Here is a 17,905-nt window from a genome sequence, read left to right on the forward strand (position 1 = left end):
CCTGCGGAACTGAGGGGCTGCGGGCAGCGGGGCGCTCACAGCGCCCGTTCGCCCGCCTCCATCACCTCGATCAGCGCCGGCACCACGGTGGCGCGCATCCTGCGGCCGTAGAACAGGCCGAAATGGCCGGCGCCCGCGACGCTGACGTGGCGGCGCAGGGCGTCCGGCACGGCGCGGCACAGATCGTGCGCGGCCTCGGTCTGGCCGGGAGCGGAGATGTCGTCGTCCGTGCCCTCGACAGTCAGCAGCGCCCCGCGCAGCGCCTCGGCCCGCACCCGGTGTCCAGCGATCTCCAGCGTGCCATGGGCGAGCGCATTGTCGCGGAAGATGGTGGAGACGTTCTCCATGAAGAATTCGGCCGGCACGTCCATCATGGTCCAGCACAGCCGGGAGAGCGGAAAGCACAGCGGGTCGTCACCATCGTCGAACAGCAGGCGCATGGGCAGTTCCCCGCCGGTGATGGACTGCCGCCAGAGGTAGAGGGCGAAGGTGTCGATCTGCCGCCACGCCGGGAACACGCGGCGCCCGGCGCCGGGCAGGCCCTGCGGCACCTCCTCCATCACCTGCGCCTCCAGCGCCTCCAGCGAGCGCTCCTGCAGCATCTTCCACAGGCGGGTAGGATTGCGCGCGGGGTCCATGGGGCCGCCCATCAGGCCGAGGCTCGCCACCGGCAGGCCTTCATCCGCCAGCAGGCAGGCGGCGGCGAAGGCGGGCAGCGCGCCCTGGCAGACGCCGACGATATGCACCGGCCCCGTTACCGCCAGCGCGCGGGCCATCTGCGCCGTCTCCAGGCAGTTCTCGGCGAAGCCGAAGCGGCCGGCGCCGAGCGGGAGATAGCGCGCATTGGGCCATTCGGTGATGCCGACCCGTCCGGCCGTGGGCAACAGCGCGGCAACGAGGTCGCGCATCAGGAACGGGAAGCCGCCGGCGATGGGCGCCACCACCAGAACGTTCCGGGCGGGGGCCACGCCATCGCGGGCATGCTGCCGCGAGAACAGCCGCAGCCGGCCGAACGGGAGGCTGGCCGGCACCGTATCGCCCACCGTGCCGCTCGCCAGCCCGAATGCGCGATAGGCCTCCTCGGTCGCGCAGGGGAGCGGGTCGGCCGCTGCGGGACGGAAGGGACGCAGATCGTCAAGCCACATGAGGCGCGGTCCGTCCTTTGCGGTCCGGGTGGGGGCGACGGCCCATCATAGCCGAACGCCCCCGGCGCACCATGGCCGGTGGAGGAGATTCTAAGCCGGCTTCAGAGCGACGCGGCCGCGCGGGCGGCCTGATCGTAATGGCCGGACAGCGTGCGCATCAGCGCGGCGATCTCGGAGAGCCGGGCCGGATCGATGCCGGTCGCGGCCACCGCATCAGCGAGCAGCGCCTCGCGCACCTCGCGATAGCGCGCGCAGACGGCGCGGCCGGTGTCGCTCGCGGCCAGCGTCTTCTCCTTGCCGCGACGGCCGCCTTCCACGAGGCCGAGGCCCTGCAGCTTCTTGGCCGCATAGGTGACGAGGTGGGTATCCTCCACGTCGAGCACGAGGCAGAGGTCGGCGATGGTCTTGGGCCGGTCGCGATGGACCACGTGGTGCAGGATCAGAACGTCGAGGGCCGAGAGGTCCGGCACGCCGGCCGCCGCCATGCAGCGCACCATCCAGCGGCCGTAGGCGTGGGTGAGCATGTTGAGCCCGAACTCGAACTCCGACAGCGCCGGCAGCGCCCCGTCCGCGAGATGGGCGGAGGAGACGATGGAAGGGCCGGCCTTGCGACGGGCGGCGCCCTCGGCGACCTTGCTCTCGCCAGCCTTTTTGGGGGTGTCCTTGGTCACGGGATCGATCCTGACGAGACGGTCCTGATTGGAGGACCGGGGGCGGGAGGGCCCGTCCCCGGTCCGCACCTTCACTTCTTGTAGGTGGCGATGATCTCCTGGCCCGCCGGGCCGGCCTTGGCGAGCCACGCCTCGGTGAGGGTTCCGCCGATCTTCTCGAAGCCGGCCTTCAGCTCGGGCGAGGGCGGGGCGACCTTCATGCCCTTGGCGGCGAGGATGTCCATATAGGCCTTGGTCTTCTCCTCGGAAAGCTTCCAGCCACGGGTCTCGGCGGCGGCGGCGGCCTTCAGCACGGCCTCCTGGGTGGGCTTGTCGAGGGCGTCGAACGCCGCCTGGTTCACGAAGACGACGTTCTTCGGCAGCCAGGCCTGGATGTCGTAGAAATAGGGGATGCTCTCCCAGATCTTCACGTCGTTGCCGGTGGCGGACGAGGTGATGAGGGCGTTGACGACGCCGGTGGCGAGCGCCTGCGCCAGTTCCGCCTGCTGCACGGTGACCGACTGGGCGCCCACCGCCTCGCCGATGCGCGAGGTGCCGGCATTGTAGGCCCGCCACTTGGCGCCCTTCAGGTCGTCCACCTTGGCGACCGCGTTCTTGGAGAACAGCCCCTGGGGCGGCCACGGAACCGCGTAGAGCACCTTGATGCCCTGCGCCGCGAGCTTCTTCTCCACCGCGGGGCGGGAGGCGTCCCACAGCTTCTTCGACGCGTCGTAGGAGGTGGCGAGGAAGGGCACCACGTCGATACCGAAGATCGGGTCCTCATTCTCGTGGATGGAGAGGAGCACCTCGCCCGCCTGCACCTGCCCGGTGGCGACGGCGCGCTTGATCTCGGGCGCCTTGAACAGCACCGCGTTGGGCTGGAGCGTCACGGCGAGCTTGCCGCCGCTGGCCGCCTCCACGTCCTTGGCGAACTGGGCGAGGTTCTCGGTGTGGAAATTGTCGGCCGGATAGGCCGAGGCGAGGTTCCACTTGGTCTGCGCGGCGGCGGGCGCCGTGCTCGCCAGAGCGGCGAGGCCGGCGGCGAGGAGCGCGGGAGCAAGGGTGCGGAAAGGCGCCATGTCTGGTCTCTCTCTGGTTCCTGGGAAGGTCTCGAACGTGTTGCCCTCATCGCAGCGGCGCGGGTCTGCAACCTTCGCCGATGCGTTACGCTCATGTGCCGCGCGGGCTCTGCCGAAAGCCCGCGCGGAAACGCCCGAACTGCGGCATCAGCCGCCCGGAAACACCCAGCGCGGCAGCACCAGGGCGATCTCCGGAAACGTGGTGATGATGATGACCGCGATGTTGAGGAGAATGAAGAAGGGAAATGCCGCTTTCGCCACCGAGAAGGTATCGCGCCCGCTCATGTTCTGCAGCACGAACAGGTTGAAGCCCACCGGCGGGGTGATCTGCGCCATCTCCACGTGGATGACGAGGTAGACGCCGAACCACACGAGGTCGAAGCCCGCCTGCTTCACCATGGGCAGCACGATGACCGCGGTGAGCACGATCATGGAGATGCCGTCCACGAGGCAGCCGAGGATGATGTACATCACGGTCAGCGCGAGGGCGAGCTTGCCGGGGGTGAGGTTGAGTCCCTGCACCCACTCCGCCAGGGCCACGGGAATGCCCGTATAGGCCATGGCCGCGGTGGTGAAGGCGGCCCCGGCGATGATGAGCATGATCATGCAGCTGAGCCGCGTGGCGCTCATGACGCTTTCGACCAGCGTCTTCCAGGTGAGCGTACCGCTCCACCACGCCAGCGCCAGCGCCCCGGTGACACCCCAGGCGGCGCATTCGGTGGCGGTGGCGATGCCCAGCACCAGCGACAGGAACACCGCCGCGATGAGCAGCAGGCAGGGCACGAGCCGCGCCGACTGCCGGAGCTTCTCGACGAACGGCATATGCGGGTCGCGCGGCGGCGTGCGGCTGGGATTGAGCAGCGACCACAGCATGATGTAGCCCGAATAGAGCCCCATCACGAGCAGGCCCGGCAGGAAGCCCGCCAGGAACACCTGCAGCACGGAGACGTTGGCCGTCACCGCATAGACCACCATGGGGATGGACGGCGGGATGAGCAGGCCGAGCGTGCCGGAGCCGGCCAGCGAGCCCAGGCTCATGCCCTTGTCGTAGCCGCGCTTGTCCAGCTCCGGCAAGGCGATCTTGCCGATGGTGGCGCAGGTGGCGGCCGAGGAGCCCGACACCGCCGCGAAAATGCCGCAGCCGATCACGTTCACATGCAGCAGCCGGCCCGGCAGCCATTGCAGCCACGGGGCAAGACCCCGGAACATCTCTTCCGACAATCGGGTGCGGAACAGGATCTCGCCCATCCAGATGAAGAGGGGCAAGGCCGCGAGGGTCCACGAGGCGCTGGCGCTCCACACCGTGGTGGCGAGCACCTGGCCGATGGGCACCGGCGTGGTCAGCACCATGGCCAGCAGGCCGACGAGCCCGAGGCCGAGGGCGATCCACACGCCGGAGGCGAGGATCGCGATGAGGAAGACGAGCAGGACCAGCGAAAGCTGGATGAGATCGAGGTGCGGCATGGCTCAGACGCCGCCTCCCGATGCAATGCGCTCCACCAGTTCCTCGGGCGAGGAGACAGGTTCCTTCTCGTAGCGGGGGCGATTGCCGCGGGCGACGTTCACGAACTCGTCCACCATGGCGATCAGCAGAATGGCGAGGCCAGCGGCGTAGCCTGTCTGGGGGATCCACAGCGGCACCGCGACGACGCCCTGGGACATGTCGTCGAAGCGCCAGGAATCATAGGTGAGGCGCCCGGCGTTCCAGGTGAAATAGGCGAGGAAGGCGATGGCGACGACGAGCGCGAACAATTCCAGCGCCTGCCGCCGCCGCCCGGTGAGCTGCTCCAGCAGCAGGCCGACACGGATCATCTCGCCATAGCGGAACGTATGGGCGAGGCCGAGGAAGGCCATGGCGGCCATGGACCAGGCGGCGAAGTCGTCGCCGGAGGGAATGTTGATGCCGAACTGCCGGCCCACCGACAGGCCCATCATCAACAGGAAGATGATGATGAGAAACCCGGCGGCCACCACGCCGGACGCGAAATAAAGGCCATCGAGCAGCTTCCGGATCATCGGGGCGCCCCCGGGGTGTACGCCGGGGTGTACGCCGGGGCCTGGGCGCAGGTCCGCGCGGCCCCCGTTCGGTGACGGAATTCTTCGCTGGTCATCGGAACCCCTCTGGAGACCGGCGCCATTGTTCTGCCCGCCAAGAAGAACCGGCATTCAGGCGCTCTTGAAGGGATGTTCTCCCGCCTTCGATATTTCGTCAACAAATTGTTGACGTTTTATCGCCCTCGTGACTTCCTTATTCGTGAGCGGGGCATCGTGCCTCGCGGGCGCGCCCTCGCTGCGTCCGAAACAGGGGAGCAGGAAGCCTGCCAACCCCGCCAGCCACCATCCAGACGGGAAACGGGGCCGATGTCGAGCGACGATGTGAAGACGAGCGCAGCCGCCGAAGCCGAAGCTGCGGCGGCCCCCTCTCCGCCCGCCTCCGCACCCTCCCCCGCACCTTGGGAATTCTGGATCGACCGGGGCGGCACCTTCACCGATATCGTCGGCCGCAAGCCGGATGGCAGCCTCGTCGCCCACAAGGTGCTGTCGGAAAATCCGGAGGCCTACCGCGACGCCGCCGTGCACGGCATCCGCGAACTGCTCGGCCTCCCTGCCGGCGCGGCGATCCCGCCGGGGCTGGTTTCTGCCGTGAAGATGGGCACCACGGTTGCCACCAATGCCCTTCTGGAGCGCAAAGGCGACCGCACCCTGCTCGTCACCACCCGCGGTTTCAGGGATGCGCTGAGGATCGGCTATCAGGCGCGGCCGAAGATCTTCGCCAAGAAGATCGTACTGCCGGACATGCTGTTCGAGCGTGTGCTGGAGGTGGACGAGCGGGTCCGCGCCGACGGCACCGTGGAAGCCGCCCCAGACCTCGCCACCGTGCGCGCCGCGCTGGAGCAGGCGAAGGCGGACGGCATCGCGGCGGTGGCCATCGTCTTCATGCACGGCTACCGCTTCCCCGAGCACGAGCAGCAGGTGGCGACGCTGGCGCGGGAGATCGGCTTCCCGCAGGTGTCCGTCTCCCACGAGGTTTCCCCCCTCATCAAGCTGGTGGGGCGCGGCGACACCACGGTGGCCGACGCCTATCTCTCACCCATTCTGCGCCGCTATGTGCGGCAGGTGGCGGAGGAGCTGTCCGGCGGCGCCGAGGGGGCTGGCAAGGAAGCCGAGGGCGAAGCCATCCGCCTGATGTTCATGATGTCCTCGGGCGGCCTCACCGCCGCCGACCTGTTCCAGGGCAAGGACGCCCTGCTCTCGGGACCTGCCGGCGGCGTGGTGGGCGCGGCGGAGACCGGGGCGCTGGCGGGCTTCGACCGCATCATCGGCTTCGACATGGGCGGCACCTCCACCGATGTCTGCCACTATGACGGGGAGTTGGAGACCGCCTTCGACACGGAGGTCGCGGGCGTGCGTATTCGCGCGCCCATGATGCGCATCCACACGGTGGCCGCGGGCGGCGGCTCCATCCTGCATTTTGACGGCGCGCGCTTCCGCGTCGGCCCGGATTCCGCCGGCGCCAATCCCGGCCCCGCCTGCTATCGCCGCGGCGGGCCGCTGGCCGTCACCGACGCCAACGTGATGCTGGGCAAGCTGATCCCGGATTACTTCCCCAGGATTTTCGGCCCCGCCCAGGACCAGCCGCTGGACGCCGAGGTGGTGCGCCGGAAGTTCTCTGATCTGGCCGAGGAGATCGGCGGCGGCCGCACCCCCGAGGAGGTGGCGGACGGCTTCGTCACCATCGCGGTGGAGAACATGGCCAACGCCATCAAGAAGATCTCCGTGGAGCGCGGCTATGACGTGACCCGCTATGCCCTGAACTGCTTCGGCGGCGCCGGCGGCCAGCACGCCTGCCTCGTCGCCGATGCGCTGGGCATGACCAAGGTGCTGCTGCATCCCTTCTCCGGCCTCCTCTCCGCCTATGGCATGGGCCTCGCCTCCGTCCGCGCCCAGCGCACCCGCGCGGTGGGGGAGGAGATGACCGCAACCGTCATTCCCGGACTGGTTGAGCTGAAGGCCGAACTGGCCGCCGCCACCCAGGCGGAACTGACCCCACAGGGCATCCTGACTGACTCGATCCTGACAGAGGCGAAAGCCCACCTGAGATATGGTGGAACCGATACTGCACTCCCCGTTCAGCTCGCCGACATCGCGTCGATGACCGCCGAGTTCGAGACCAAGCACCGGGCGCAGTTCGGCTTCGTCTCGCCGGAAAAAACCGTTGTAGTGGAAGCGCTTGAGGTGATTTCGGCGGGCGGCGGCGCCGGCATCGCCGAGCCGGACCTTCCGCTTGATGTCGGCACCCCTTCGAATACCTCCCAGACCCGCTTTTTCGCTCGCGGCGCATGGCATGACGCGCCCGTGGTGAAGCGGGAAAACTTCAGGCCCGGCATGGGCTTGCAGGGCCCGGCCATCGTCATTGAGCCGAACCAGACGGTGGTGGTGGAGAAGGGCTGGCGGGCGGAGGTCTCGGCCAAGAACCACCTGATCCTCACCCGGACGGAAAAACTCCTGCGTTCAGAAGCCGTTGGCACCCATGCCGACCCGGTGATGCTGGAGGTCTTCAACAATCTCTTCATGTCCATCGCCGAGCAAATGGGCGTGACCCTCCAGAACACCGCCTACTCGGTCAACATCAAGGAAAGACTAGACTTTTCCTGCGCCGTTTTCTCCGCCGAGGGCGATCTCGTCGCCAACGCCCCGCACATGCCGGTCCACCTCGGCTCCATGGACCGCTCGGTGGAAACGGTCATCCGCGAGAACGCCGGAAACATCCGCCCGGGCGACGTCTTCGCCCTCAACGCCCCCTACAACGGCGGGACGCATCTGCCTGATATTACAGTGGTAACGCCGGTTTTCGACGACGCCGGAAAGGCCATCCTGTTCTGGGTCGCCTCCCGCGGACACCATGCGGACGTGGGCGGCGTCGCCCCCGGCTCCATGAGCCCGCTGGCCACCCATATCGAGGAGGAAGGCGTCTATATCGACAACTTCAAGCTGGTCGCGGAAGGCACCTTCCGCGAGGCCGAACTGCGCCATCTGCTCACCTCCGCGCGCTATCCGGCCCGCAATCCGGCACAGAATATCGCAGATCTCAAGGCGCAAATCGCCGCCAACGAGAAGGGCGTGCGCGAACTCCTGAAGATGATCGACACGTTCGGGCTGGATGTCGTGCAGGCCTATATGGGGCATGTGCAGGACAATGCGGCTGAAAGCGTCCGCCGCGTTCTCGATCGTCTTGATGACTGCTCCTTCCACTACGAGATGGACCAGGGCACCGTCATCAAAGTCAAGATCTCGGTGGACAAGGAGAAGCGCGAAGCGACGGTGGATTTCACCGGCACCTCGCCCCAGCAGCCCACCAATTTCAACGCCCCCGCCCCCGTCACCCGCGCGGCCGTGCTCTATGTGTTCCGCGTCATGGTGGAGGACGAGATCCCCATGAATGCGGGGTGCCTGCGGCCCATCCGCATCGTGGTGCCCGAGGGCTGCATGCTGTCGCCGGTCTATCCGGCCGCCGTGGTGGCGGGAAATGTCGAGACATCGCAGGCAGTTACCAACTGCCTGTTCGGCGCGCTGAAGGCCATGTCCGCCTCCCAGGGCACCATGAACAACCTCACTTTCGGCAACGATATCTACCAGTATTACGAGACCATCTGCTCCGGCTCCCCCGCCGGCCCCGGCTTTGACGGGACGGATGGCGTGCATGTGCACATGACCAATTCCCGCCTCACCGATCCGGAGGTGCTGGAGACGCGTTTTCCCGTTCTGCTGGAAGACTTTCACATCCGCCCCGGCTCCGGCGGGCGGGGGCGTTGGCATGCGGGATCAGGGACTTACCGGCGCATCCGCTTCCTTGAGAAGATGGACTGCGCCCTGCTCTCCTCCCATCGCCGCATCCACCCGTTCGGTGTCGATGGGGGCGAAAAAGGCCAGTTGGGAGAAGGGTTTGTGCGCCGACTGGACGGCTCCACCGAGGTCCTTCAGGGCTGCGACCAGAAGGTGCTGGAGGAAGGCGAGGCGGTCATCATCGTCACTCCGACGGGGGGCGGATATGGCGATGTGAAGCTGAGGGAGAGGTAATCAGCCCCTCCCCGAGACCAACAAAAAAGGCGCCCGACGGGCGCCTTTTCGCTGCGGTGCGGCAAAATGTCAGTAGGCGAGCGCGCCGACCTTTTCCACCTGGATGGCGTCGCCGACGCGCACGATGCGCAGCGAGGTGCCATCGCGGCCGACCGGGCCGGGGAGGGAGACGATCTGCTCGTCGCCGGGCTGCTGGAGCACGGTGGAAACGCGGACCACAGCCGGCGTGGCACCGGGCTCGCCGGCAGCGTCAAGGGTCGTAACCACTTGATAACCCTTGGCGGCACGCACGTAATAGGTGACGGCGGAAGCCTTGCCACCCAGATTGGTCACGATGGCCTGACGCTCGGCGGGGAGGGTCTCGCCGGCAAAGGCAGGGGCGGCCGCGATCACAGAGGTCGCGGAAAGGAGGCCGGCAACGCCGGCGAGGAGGATGTTCTTCATGTCAGCCTCGCTGCGCTCCGTGCGGCCCGCGGCCAAGATCTCGGTGCGCTTTAGCTGTGGTGCACCATAGCGGACTTGCTGCGATGCAGCACGCGTATTTTCCGCATTCCAGAAATGCATTCCACGCAAATCTCCACCTACCTCGGTACCCTCTCATCCCGGAGGCCCGAAAAGGACGTGCAGGCGGGCCCTGACACCCCGGCTGACACCCCACTGCCGGTACATGTCCACCCAGGTATTCGAGACGATTCGGATGGGGTTCAGGCTCGATTCAGCACCGGCCACGCCGAACACCAGCGGCTCCCCCTTCGGCGCCTCGGTGAATGTGTCGAACATCCGGTCGAAGATGATCAGTACGCCGCCGAAATTGCGGTCGAGGACGGCGGGGTTCGCGGCGTGATGCACCTGATGATGGCGGGGCGTGTTCAGCACCCATTCCAGCGGGCCGAGATGGGGCGGGGCGGCGAGGTGGAGGAAGAACTGGTAGACGAGGCTCGCCCCCAGCATGCCGAACACCGTCATCGGCGGGAAGCCGATCAGCACCAGCGGCAGGTAGAACACGAACCCGCCGGTGAGTTGCCCGCCCCAGCCGAGGCGAACCGCCGCCGAGAGGTTCAGGCGAGTGGCGGAGTGATGGACGGAATGGGTCGCCCACAGCCAGCGCACCTTGTGCATGGCGAAGTGGTGGACATAGTAGCTCAGCTCCACCCCGAGGAAGAGCGCGATCCAGGCCACGGCCCCGCCCATGGGAATGTCGAACAGCCTGTGGCCGTAGACGAAGAACACCGGCACCGCGACGATCCCGGCGGTGAGCGCAGCGATCACCTTGTTGCCGACGGCGATGGCGAGGGAGGCGGCCGTCTCCCTGGGATCGTAGCTGTCGTGATGGTTGAGCCTGTGAAACAGGAACTCCACGAGCATCAGCGCAAGCGCGATGAGCGCGAAGGCGAGCGGATGGGGCACGGCGGTGCCGCTGGCGAGAAGGCCGAACATGACGATGGTCCCGTGTGGAGCCCCCCAGCCCCGCCGTTCCGACACCGAACGGTCAGCCGGGCCGCGACCTGGGGCGGAGGCCGCGACCCGGCTTTCCGAGCCTTGACGGCCCGGAGCTGGAAATCCGGTCAGTAGCGGCTCACCGTGCCGGAACGGCTCACGCTGTTGCCGGCCGGGCCGGTGCTGGAGCCCTGGTAGGAATAGGTGCCGGGCGAGGTCCGGGTGACGCTGCCGGTATGGGAAGCCGTGCCGCCGGCGGGGCCGGTGACGGTGGAGGCGCGGCTGCAGGTGCCGCCCGCGCAGCCGCCGACAGCCGAGCTGTTGTAGGTGCCGCGCGGCGTGGTGGTGCTGCCGGTGCGCGTCCAGGCGGCCGCCTCGCCGATGCCCGAGAGCATCGTGAACCCGGCGACGGTGAGGATGGCGGCGGAACGGGAGAAGGGGATCAGGCTGGGCATCTCGGTCTCACTCAGGCGCCATCCCGGGGGGGGGCATGGCCGGTTGCGATGGGGAGAGCTTCACGGATGGCCGTTGCATCGCGTTTGCCTACCGGTGAGGTGCTGTAACGTTTTGTATCCTCCACACGGCCGCGCATTGATGACGGGCGCCCCTCCGGCGAAACTTGCCCCGTCCCAGCCGAGCCCCCACCCCTTGGAGACCCGCTTTTGGCCCCGCGCACGCTGCTCATCGTCGAGGACGACCGCGAGATCCGCGCCCTGCTCGCGGACTTCCTCGGCCGCGAGGGCTATGGCGTGCTGGCGGCCGAGGATGGCGTCGCCATGGACCGTATCCTGTCGACCGCGCGGCCGGACATGGTCATCCTCGACCTCATGCTGCCGGGCGAGGACGGGCTGTCCATCTGCCGCCGCCTCCGGGCGCGGGGCGGCGTGCCCATCCTCATGCTCACCGCCAAGGGCGACGACGTGGACCGCATCGTCGGGCTGGAGATGGGCGCCGACGACTATCTGCCGAAGCCGTTCAACCCGCGCGAGCTGCTCGCCCGCATCCGGGCCGTGCTACGCCGGGCGGACGGGACGCTGGCGGAGCCCGCCGCGCGCAACCGCCGCGTCGCCTTCGCCGGCTTCGTGGCCGATCTCGACGCCCGCAGCGTCGCCGAGGCCGAGGGCCCCCTCCTCGACCTCACCTCGGCGGAGTTCGAGCTGCTCGCCTGCTTCCTGGAGCGGCCGAAGCGCGTGCTCTCCCGCGACCAGCTTCTGGACTGGACCCGCGGGCGCTCGGCCGACCCGTTCGACCGCACCATCGATGTCTCCATCAGCCGGCTGAGGCGCAAGCTCTCCGCCGTCTCGGAAGAGGCGGCCCTGCTCATCAAGACCGTCCGCAATGGCGGCTATCTGTTCACCGTCGATGTCCGCCAGCTCTGATCCGGCGATGCGCCGTCACCGCCGGTTCGGGCTCGGCACGCGGCTGGCGCTGATCGTCGTCGCCGGCCTTTTGGCGGTGCAGGTGCTGATGCTCGCCGCCTATGTGCTGGAGCGCCAGCGATCCTCGTCGCCCGTGGCCGTCCTGATGGTGATGCAGCGCATCGCCGCGCTGGCGCAGCTCATGGATCAGCTACCCCCCGCCGAGCGCGATCTCGCCGTGCGCGCGGCCGCAGGTCCCGGCTTCCTCGTCGCCATTCGGGCCGAGAAGCCGAACATCCAGACGCCGCGCCTGCTCGGCTTTGCCGAGCGCCGGCTCCGGCTGCTCACGGGACTGCCGCCGGACCGCTTCATCGCGCTGTCGCTCGCCGGCGACGATCACCCCCACGGCCTCGTCGAGCGCCTGCGCGACCTGCGCGGCGCGAAGCTCACCGTGGCCTTTGCACTCGTCGGCGGCGGCTATCTGGAGATCGTGGCCGGAGGCGACGTAACGGTGCGCTTCCTCGGCCTGCCGGTGGGGCTCATCGGCGGCATCCTCGGCTTCCTCGTGGCCCTCCTCGCCCTGCTCGCGGTGCGCCGGGAGACCCGCCCCCTCTCCGACCTCGCGGCGGCGGTGGAGCGGTTCGGCGCCCAGCTCCAGCCCTCGCATGTGAAGGAGCGCGGCGCGCCGGACGTGCGGCTGGTGATCCGCACGGTGAATGCCATGCAGGCCCGCATCTCGGAACTGGTGCGGATGCGCACGCTGGTGCTGGGGGCCATCAGCCACGATCTGCGCACCTATCTCACGCGCCTGCGGCTGCGGCTGGAGCTGATGCCGCCCGGCGACCAGGTGGAGAAGGCCCGCGCCGACCTCGACGGCATGCAGGCGCTGGTGGACGACGCCCTCGCCTTCGCCCGCGCCTCCTTCGCCCCCGCCTCCGGGGAGACCGTGGACCTCGCCGCGCTGGCGCGGGCCGAGTGCGAGACGCGCCGGGCGCAGGGCGCGGCCGTCACGCTCCATGGCGCCGACGCGGAGCGGGTGGTCGCCGGCAATCGCGGCGCGCTCGCCCGCGTGCTCGCCAATCTCGTCGGGAATGCCATCGCCTATGGCGCGGGCGCGGACATCACGCTTCAGGATCGCGGCGACGCGGTGGACCTCGTGGTGGAGGATCGCGGGCCGGGCATTCCCGAGGGCGAGCGGGAAACGGTGTTCGAGCCCTTCTACCGGCTGGAGCCCTCGCGCAACCGCGACAGCGGCGGCGCCGGGCTGGGCCTCACCATCGTGCGGCAGATCGCCGAGGGGCACGGCGGCCGTGTCACCATCTCCGACCGCCCCGGCGGCGGCGCCCGCCTCACCGTGCGGCTGCCGAAGCCGGGAGGGCAGGCCGGCACGCCCTGAACCGGTCCGGGCCCAGGGCGAACCCGCTCACCGCTGCACCGAAATGTCCTCGCCTCTCAGGAAGTAGGAGGCCGCGTCGAGATCGTCGGCGACCGTCCAGGCCGTCTGTTCCGACGGGCGGTTGACCTTGATGTAGACCGTGCCGTCGCAGATGATCCGCGCGGTGCGCGGAAAGCTGAGTTCGGAGAAGGTGGCGGCGGTCCGGTCGGCGCCCAGAATGGGGCTGGTCTTCAATGCGAAGGTGCCGCTGGGATGGCCGAGCGTCAGGCTCCCGCCCTTCCCTGCCTTCAGCGCGCCGTCGCGCAGGGCCTGGTTGGGCACGGTGCCGGGGATGGCCGCGGCGGCCGCGAGGCAGGTGGACCCGCTCCCCGGCGCCGCCGAATGCATGATCGATTCGAGATAGAAGCGCGCGACGACATCCACCGTCTCGGCCTTCACCTCATGCCCGTCGAGGTCCGTGTAGGTCGCGGGCGCGGCGACCGAGACGGCGAAGGGCAGCGTCGCCTTGCCGATGGTGTCGATCGTGTACTGGTTCCAGCCGATCAACTGGGCGATCTTCAGCCGCAGCTCGGTGAGGCGGGCGAGCATGCCGGGCGGCGTCAGCACCGCGCCGGTGGGCGAGGGCAGTTCCAGGCCCGTGCAGCCCAGCCCGAAGTCCTCGGCCCGGAAGAAGCCGCAGATATTCACCATGTCGACGATGGTGACATCGATCTTGCTGCCGTCGCTCAGCACGACGGTGTCCACCAGATTGCCGGTGGGAAAGGTCCGGCCGGTGAAGCCGCCGCCTTGGTCGCGGAAGTCCACCAGAATTTCCGCGCCCGTCCCCGGCACGCCGCCGATGGCGGTCTGGCCATCCACCAGCGCCTCGCCGTTGGCCACGTCGAGGGTCATGTACATCATCTTCTGCGTGTTGGTCGAATAGGCGCGCACGGTGAGGCGGCCGTCCCGGACGCCCGGGATCATGTTCTTCATCAGGGCGAACACCGGCACCCCGGCCGAGATGTTGCCGCAGTTCATCTTGTAGGTGACGGTCGCCGGCTGGTCGGGAAAGATCTGCACGAAGGTGTAGTCCACATCGGCGCCCTCCCGCGTGGAGGGCTGCACGATGGCGGTCTTCGACTGCAGGATGGTGTTGCCGCCGAGACCATCCATGCCCATCGGGTCGGGCGAGCCGCGCACGGCCAGCAGGAATTCTTCAAGCCCCTGGCCCGGCAGGGGGACGTTGCGCCCTTCGAAATAGAACCCCCGGCTGCTGCCACCCCGGATCAGGGTGATGGGGGCCAGCGTCTGCTCGAGATTGCGATCGAAGTGAAACAAGCCCATGGCGCCCGCCCGCCGCGCCGCCACATTGGGCGATCGCGTCCCTGATCTCGGCCTCCGAACGGAGACCCGGTGAACCGCTGCAAAGCTAGCGGCACCTCCAGGACGGCTGCGTTGACATAGGTCATCACGAGCGGGCGCGATCAGGCGATCGCCCCCTCGCGGGACGGACGTTCAGTCCTTCAGCGCGGCCTCGACGCCGGCGGCCACGGCGAAGAGGGCGGCATCCGTCCCCGGGGCGCCGGCCAGCATGAGGCCGGCGGGCAGCCCGCCTTCGCCGGTGAGGGGGAGGGAGATGGCGCAGCCGTCGATCATGTTGATGAGAGTCGGGTTGCGCAGGGCCATGAGATTGGCGCGGCCATAGGCGTCGTCGTCGGTCAGAAGGTCGGCGATGCGCGGCGGGGCGATGGCGACGGTGGGCAGGGCCAGCGCATCGAAGCCGGCGAGCCGCGCGGCAGCGCGGGCGACGAGACCGGCGCGGGCCGCCACCAGCTCCACATAATCCGCGGCCGACTGCTCGGAGCCGCGACGGACGCGCACGGAGACGCGCGGGTCGTAGCCCTCGCCCTTCTCGGCCAGCAGGCGGCGGTGGACCGCATAGCTCTCCGCCGCGGCAAAGCCGCCCTTGGCGTTGAGGGTGGCGATCTCGCCGAACTCGGGGAAAGGCGCGGAGACGATGTGCGCGCCGGCCCTGGCGAGGCGCTCCAGCGCCGCCTCGAAGGCGGCGGCGACAGGCGCGTCAAGACCGTCGAGGGCGACCGTGGTAGGCACGAGCAGGCGCAGGCCCGCGACCGGACGCGCCGGCAGCGGCGCGTCACCGCCCGAAAGGATGGTGTCGAGCGCCGCGCAGCAGGCCACCGAGCGGGCGATGGGGCCGATGGAATCCAGCGTGCTGGAGAGCGGGAAGGCCCCCTCGCGCGGCACGCGGCGGGCGGTGGGCTTGAAGCCGACGAGGCCGCAGAAGGCCGCCGGGATGCGGCAGGAGCCGCCCGTGTCGGTGCCGAGCGCCGCATGGGCCATGCCATCCGCCACCGCCACCGCGCCGCCGGAGGAGGAGCCGCCGGAGACGCGCGGAGCCGTTGCCCGCTCGAAGGGGGCGGCGGGGTTGCCGGTGTGGGGGTTCATGCCCAAGCCGGAATAGGCGAACTCGGTCATGGTGTTGCGGCCGACGACCACGAAGCCGGCCCGGCGCAGGCGCGCCACGGCCGGAGCGTCCGCCTTCGCCGGGGGAGAATCGAGCAGCACCTTGGAGCCCGCCGCCGTGACCTCGCCGGCCACGTCGAACAGGTCCTTCACCCCGATGGGGATGCCGGCGAAGGGCGAGGGCGCGGCCCCCGCCTTGCGCAGCAGGTCCTGGGCATCGGCGGCCGCGCGGGCCGCCTCCCGGTTCACCCGCACGAAGGCCCGCCCGCCCTCTCCGTCCGGATCATCGATCCGGGCGATGCAGTCCTCCACCAGCGCCCGCGCCGTGGTGCGGCCGGAGGCGAGATCATCGGCGAGGGCGGCAAGGGTGGGCTGCATGGGCGCGCGTCCGCAAAGAGGAAGAATCAGGCCGGATCGAAATAATGGATTTCGAACAGGATGCAGCCCTTATCCGACTTGAACGGCCCATGCACGGCCCCCGGGGGACGCACCGCATAGGTGAAGGGCGCGAAGCTCTCGCCGCCCTCGCCCTTGTCGTCATTGCCGACCGTGAGGTCGCCGGAGACGAGGAACACCTCTTCCCAGTATTCGTGCACGAAGGGCTTGGTGGTGAACACGCCGGGCTCGAACTTCAGGAGACGCGAGCGCGAGCCGGCGCGGTTCTCCTCGTCGAGGGCGCCAGCGAGGATCTTCTGCTGGATGCCGGAGGGATAGCCGGGGGGCACTTCCCATCCGGTGGTCAGGTCCAGGGTATGGAACTCGTCGTGGATCTTGTTGATGGCCATGGCTGTGTCTTCCAGTGAACCAAGTATCACTCGGCCGCGCGGGCGGCGGCGAAGGGCTTCACCTCGTCGGAGAGGGCGTAGGAGGAGAGCATGTCGGCGAGCAGCTTTTCCGCCCCCGCCCAGTCATAGGTGCGGAAGGAATGGCCCTTCACCACGAAGGAGGCGCCGGCATAGAACATCTCGTACTGCGCATGGCGCGAGGCGAATTCCGAGCCCACCGCGTCCCAGGTGAGCTTGTAGAACTTCACCTTCTCCTCGGCGCTGGCGGCGGGCGACTGCTGGGTCTTGCCGATGAGGCGGGCCAGCTCGGCATTCTCGTAGTCGTGCACCGAGGAGGGCAGCATGATCATGCCGCCGCCGGCGAGCTCCCGCAGGGTGGTGATGAACTTGCCGTAGAGCTGCTGGGCCAGCGTCTGCGCGGCATAGAGGGTGTGCCGGTCGGGCACGAAATAGGGGCCGTAATAGCTGCCCTTCGCCTCCATGGCGGCGACGAAGGCATCCACCATGCCGGCCTCGGCGGCGAGCTGGCCCAGCGTCTCGCGCACCTGCGGGAAATTGGTGGTGCCGTTCACCTCGGTGATGCGGCGGGCGATGCCGAGCAGGAACTTCAGCTTCACCGAGAGGCGGATCTGCGCCTGGTAGTTCTGGTAGACGTGGGCCGGCGTCGCGTGGAACTGCTTGTTCGTCATCGCGATGTCGCGGGCGATGAAGATGCGGTCCCACGGCACCTTCACGTCGTCGAAGTAGAGCACCGCGTCGTTCTCGTCGAAGCGGCTCGACAGCGGGTTGTCGAACACGCTGGGCGCGCCCGCCTCATAGGACTTGCGGGAGAGGATCTTCAGGCCCTTCGCATTCATCGGGATGCAGAAGGAGAGCGCATAGGGCTCCTCGCCCTTCTGCAGGGGCTGGATGCAGGTGACGAACACCTCGTTGGCCATGATGCCGCCGGTGGCCAGCATCTTGGCGCCGCGCACGGTGATGCCCGAGGTGTCCTCGTCCACGACGGCGGCGGAGAGGAAGGGGTCGGCCTGCTCGGCCGCATTCTTGGAGCGGTCGGCCTGCGGGTTGATGATGACGTAGGTGAGATAGAGGTCGTTGTCGCGGGCGTAGCGGTAATAGTCCGCCAGCGCGCGGGCGCGGGCCGGGTCGTACAGCTCGAACTGGTCGAGGCCCATGTACATGCCGGAGATGCAGGAGGCGACGTGATCCGGCGCGCGGCCGAGGAAGCCGCCATGCAGCTCGGTCCAGGCCTCGAGGCCCCGGCGGCGGGTCTTCAGCTCCTCATAGCTGGTGGGAAGCTGCCAGATGCGGTTGGCGCGGGTGCCGGTGTCGGTCTCGAAGGTCATCAGCTCCCGGTTTTCCGGGGCGCTGTGGAAGTCGAACATCTTGCCGACCGAGGCGATGGACCGGCGGAAGGCGTGGTGGGTGGTGGCATCGGACAGGTTTTGGCCGTCGATGAAGATCTCGCGGCCGTCCTTCAGGCTCTGGATATGCTCGGCACCGGTCTTGATCAT

General features: G+C 68.6%; 15 protein-coding genes. 3 read left to right on the forward strand and 12 right to left on the reverse strand.

The annotated features are described in order from the left end of the window. Window positions 1–35 precede the first annotated feature (35 nt). The 5 genes from A37E_RS0106390 to A37E_RS0106415 all read right to left on the reverse strand — a co-directional run bounded on the left by A37E_RS0106390 (window position 36) and on the right by A37E_RS0106415 (window position 4,890). The gene (locus A37E_RS0106390) at window positions 36–1,145 is read right to left on the reverse strand and encodes a hypothetical protein (RefSeq protein ID WP_029555853.1); all 1,110 of its coding nucleotides are present in this window, start codon (window positions 1,143–1,145) and stop codon (window positions 36–38) included. A gap of 101 nt (window positions 1,146–1,246) precedes the next feature. Beyond that, complete coding sequence (locus A37E_RS0106395) at window positions 1,247–1,738, reverse strand: winged helix DNA-binding protein (protein WP_156026438.1); 492 nt, start codon at window positions 1,736–1,738, stop codon at window positions 1,247–1,249. A 149-nt stretch (window positions 1,739–1,887) separates the two neighbouring features. Beyond that, window positions 1,888–2,874 (reverse strand): TRAP transporter substrate-binding protein, encoded by a 987-nt coding sequence (locus A37E_RS0106400; RefSeq protein WP_029555855.1) that lies wholly within the window; start codon window positions 2,872–2,874, stop codon window positions 1,888–1,890. Window positions 2,875–3,021: 147 nt separating this feature from the next. Further along, window positions 3,022–4,338, reverse strand: coding sequence for a TRAP transporter large permease subunit (locus tag A37E_RS0106410; protein ID WP_029555856.1), 1,317 nt, complete (start codon window positions 4,336–4,338; stop codon window positions 3,022–3,024). 3 nt (window positions 4,339–4,341) lie between these two features. Beyond that, window positions 4,342–4,890, reverse strand: coding sequence for a TRAP transporter small permease (locus A37E_RS0106415; protein WP_024280966.1), 549 nt, complete (start codon window positions 4,888–4,890; stop codon window positions 4,342–4,344). Between the two features lie 345 nt (window positions 4,891–5,235). Here A37E_RS0106415 and A37E_RS0106420 point away from each other — a divergent pair, with 345 nt between their 5' ends. After that, a complete protein-coding gene (locus tag A37E_RS0106420; RefSeq protein WP_081837481.1) occupies window positions 5,236–8,952 on the forward strand; it encodes a hydantoinase B/oxoprolinase family protein in 3,717 nt (1,238 codons plus the stop codon). Between the two features lie 69 nt (window positions 8,953–9,021). Here A37E_RS0106420 and A37E_RS0106425 read toward each other — a convergent pair whose 3' ends face one another. The 3 genes from A37E_RS0106425 to A37E_RS0106435 form a co-directional block, all read right to left on the reverse strand. Further along, a complete protein-coding gene (locus tag A37E_RS0106425; protein WP_156026257.1) occupies window positions 9,022–9,516 on the reverse strand; it encodes a hypothetical protein in 495 nt (164 codons plus the stop codon). 33 nt (window positions 9,517–9,549) lie between these two features. Continuing rightward, a complete protein-coding gene (locus A37E_RS0106430; protein ID WP_051678836.1) occupies window positions 9,550–10,389 on the reverse strand; it encodes a sterol desaturase family protein in 840 nt (279 codons plus the stop codon). Window positions 10,390–10,517: 128 nt separating this feature from the next. Further along, window positions 10,518–10,844: a hypothetical protein gene (locus A37E_RS0106435; protein ID WP_029555860.1), complete on the reverse strand. Its 327-nt coding sequence runs from the start codon at window positions 10,842–10,844 to the stop codon at window positions 10,518–10,520. A gap of 207 nt (window positions 10,845–11,051) precedes the next feature. Between A37E_RS0106435 and A37E_RS0106440 the strand changes: the two genes are divergently transcribed. Both A37E_RS0106440 and A37E_RS0106445 read left to right on the forward strand, forming a co-directional pair. Further along, the gene (locus A37E_RS0106440; RefSeq protein ID WP_029555861.1) at window positions 11,052–11,768 is read left to right on the forward strand and encodes a response regulator; all 717 of its coding nucleotides are present in this window, start codon (window positions 11,052–11,054) and stop codon (window positions 11,766–11,768) included. A gap of 7 nt (window positions 11,769–11,775) precedes the next feature. Continuing rightward, window positions 11,776–13,143 (forward strand): ATP-binding protein, encoded by a 1,368-nt coding sequence (locus A37E_RS0106445; protein WP_029555862.1) that lies wholly within the window; start codon window positions 11,776–11,778, stop codon window positions 13,141–13,143. A gap of 27 nt (window positions 13,144–13,170) precedes the next feature. Here A37E_RS0106445 and A37E_RS0106450 read toward each other — a convergent pair whose 3' ends face one another. From A37E_RS0106450 to A37E_RS0106465, 4 genes are all read right to left on the reverse strand, one after another. Then, window positions 13,171–14,466: a PrpF domain-containing protein gene (locus A37E_RS0106450; RefSeq protein WP_051678838.1), complete on the reverse strand. Its 1,296-nt coding sequence runs from the start codon at window positions 14,464–14,466 to the stop codon at window positions 13,171–13,173. Between the two features lie 171 nt (window positions 14,467–14,637). Beyond that, entirely contained in the window at window positions 14,638–15,984 is a 1,347-nt protein-coding gene (locus tag A37E_RS0106455) for an amidase (RefSeq protein WP_029555864.1), read from the reverse strand. Window positions 15,985–16,010: 26 nt separating this feature from the next. Next, entirely contained in the window at window positions 16,011–16,391 is a 381-nt protein-coding gene (locus A37E_RS0106460; protein WP_029555865.1) for a hypothetical protein, read from the reverse strand. A gap of 26 nt (window positions 16,392–16,417) precedes the next feature. Beyond that, the gene (locus tag A37E_RS0106465; RefSeq protein WP_029555866.1) at window positions 16,418–17,905 is read right to left on the reverse strand and encodes a 4-hydroxyphenylacetate 3-hydroxylase N-terminal domain-containing protein; all 1,488 of its coding nucleotides are present in this window, start codon (window positions 17,903–17,905) and stop codon (window positions 16,418–16,420) included.

The organism is Xanthobacter sp. 91, assembly GCF_000702385.1.
Classification (GTDB): domain Bacteria; phylum Pseudomonadota; class Alphaproteobacteria; order Rhizobiales; family Xanthobacteraceae; genus Xanthobacter; species Xanthobacter aminoxidans.

Coding starts and splice junctions, on each gene's coding strand:
- A37E_RS0106455 (WP_029555864.1), bottom strand. CDS start 15,984: ATGCAGCCCACCCTTGCCGCCCTCGCCGATGATCTCGCCTCCGGCCGC.
- A37E_RS0106420 (WP_081837481.1), top strand. CDS start 5,236: ATGTCGAGCGACGATGTGAAGACGAGCGCAGCCGCCGAAGCCGAAGCT.
- A37E_RS0106400 (WP_029555855.1), bottom strand. CDS start 2,874: ATGGCGCCTTTCCGCACCCTTGCTCCCGCGCTCCTCGCCGCCGGCCTC.
- A37E_RS0106450 (WP_051678838.1), bottom strand. CDS start 14,466: ATGGGCTTGTTTCACTTCGATCGCAATCTCGAGCAGACGCTGGCCCCC.
- A37E_RS0106445 (WP_029555862.1), top strand. CDS start 11,776: ATGCGCCGTCACCGCCGGTTCGGGCTCGGCACGCGGCTGGCGCTGATC.
- A37E_RS0106465 (WP_029555866.1), bottom strand. CDS start 17,905: ATGATCAAGACCGGTGCCGAGCATATCCAGAGCCTGAAGGACGGCCGC.
- A37E_RS0106435 (WP_029555860.1), bottom strand. CDS start 10,844: ATGCCCAGCCTGATCCCCTTCTCCCGTTCCGCCGCCATCCTCACCGTC.
- A37E_RS0106430 (WP_051678836.1), bottom strand. CDS start 10,389: ATGTTCGGCCTTCTCGCCAGCGGCACCGCCGTGCCCCATCCGCTCGCC.
- A37E_RS0106410 (WP_029555856.1), bottom strand. CDS start 4,338: ATGCCGCACCTCGATCTCATCCAGCTTTCGCTGGTCCTGCTCGTCTTC.
- A37E_RS0106460 (WP_029555865.1), bottom strand. CDS start 16,391: ATGGCCATCAACAAGATCCACGACGAGTTCCATACCCTGGACCTGACC.
- A37E_RS0106390 (WP_029555853.1), bottom strand. CDS start 1,145: ATGTGGCTTGACGATCTGCGTCCCTTCCGTCCCGCAGCGGCCGACCCG.
- A37E_RS0106415 (WP_024280966.1), bottom strand. CDS start 4,890: ATGATCCGGAAGCTGCTCGATGGCCTTTATTTCGCGTCCGGCGTGGTG.
- A37E_RS0106425 (WP_156026257.1), bottom strand. CDS start 9,516: ATGCATTTCTGGAATGCGGAAAATACGCGTGCTGCATCGCAGCAAGTC.